Origin of the sequence: Alteromonas sp. ALT199 (assembly GCF_018619335.1) — a bacterium.
Taxonomy (GTDB): Bacteria; Pseudomonadota; Gammaproteobacteria; order Enterobacterales; family Alteromonadaceae; genus Alteromonas.
Map to the genome: position 1 here is coordinate 1 of NZ_JAHHDX010000057.1, position 1,382 is coordinate 1,382.

A 1,382-nucleotide genomic window follows, 5' to 3' on the forward strand; every position below is an offset into this window, starting at 1 on the left:
AATATAGGCACTACCGCAAGGGCGCCGTAAATAAGCTCGTACGAAGGGAAGTTCGTCACATAAAGTGCAAAGCCTGACTTAGTAATTTCAAAAGCAATGGTAGCTACAATGGCGCCTACAAATGCATGACGAGCAAACACTCTTCTATTCGGCACCACCATATATAAAATGGTGAACGCAAGCATGGCTGCGCCGCTTGGTACAAGGCTAAGTAAGAAGGTACCCAGTCCTGGCGTGTACTCTTCAGTAAACGCTGCAAGACCAGTTAAATATGAACTAACCACCACGCTAGAGCCAATAAGCATAGGACCGAGGGTAATTACCATCCAATAAATAGCAAATGTATACACAATGGGCCTGTTGCTTTGTGTACGCCAAATTCTATTCAGGGTTTTATCTACATTTGATATCAGCATTAACGCAACGACTAAAAGTGACAAGATGCCAATGGCACTCATTTGCGAGGCGTTGCCCACAAAGTCTGTCATATATTTGTGTACCACATCACTAGCGGTGGGAACGAAATTGCTAAAGACAAAATGCTCTAGCTTACTTCGAACCGAGGCGAACGCGGGAAAGGCTGACATTATGGTGAAAGTAACCATAATGAAAGGTACTAAAGATAACAATGTTACATAAGCTAAGTGCCCAGCAGAAATAGTAATATTGTCTTCTTTGCAGCGTTTTACAAAAATACTGAAGAGCTCTCTTAGTTGAGGGGTAACATTGTTATATAGGGTTTTAACCTTGTCTAAATCCACTCAATTTCTCCTGAAGGCGCTGCTTACCGCTAAAGTAATGCAAAAATAGTGGCCATGCTAATGTGAGGCTTTAAGGTATGGTTAGTTCAACACACCAAGTATTAAATGGTAACTGGGGTAGGCCTTAGTGGCAAAAGGTAAATGTAGGCTTTGTGATTTTTCTCTTAAAAAAGGCGCATTATTTGAGTAGCCCACCTGCTAGTGAAGCTTCACAATACGCCGCTTTGAATCCAGCTTAAGTTAAAGCAGCCATATCCTAGAGGGCTCAGGTAGATGAGCGTAAGCCTAGCATATGGCAAATCGCGTAGCTCAGTTCGCTACGGTTAAGAGTATAGAAGTGAAAGTGCTTCACCCCTTCTTTTGCCAGTACCTTCACTTGGTCCATGGCAATGTTAGCGCCTATCAGGTTACGAGTTGCTTGGTCGTCGGCATCAAGGCCGTCGAACATTTTGTGTAGCCAACCCGGTACATGCACGTCAGTAAAGCCAGCAAACCTTACTAACGTTTGGTAGTTAGTCACAGGTAATATGCCTGGAACTATATCTAAATCTACACCGGCGGCCGCTGCACGGTCTCTGAATCGAAGATATACACTGGTATCGAAGAAAAACTGTGTAATGG

The 1,382-nt window shown here is 43.5% G+C and carries 2 protein-coding genes; both read right to left on the reverse strand.

What is annotated here, in order from left to right; translation table 11 throughout:
- Positions 1–761 (reverse strand): virulence factor BrkB family protein (locus tag KL866_RS06055; RefSeq protein WP_214994010.1); only part of this gene is annotated, 761 nt, incomplete at its 3' end.
- Positions 762–1,026: 265 nt separating this feature from the next.
- A partial coding sequence (locus KL866_RS06060) for a methylenetetrahydrofolate reductase (RefSeq protein WP_214994012.1) occupies positions 1,027–1,382 on the reverse strand: 356 nt, incomplete at its 5' end.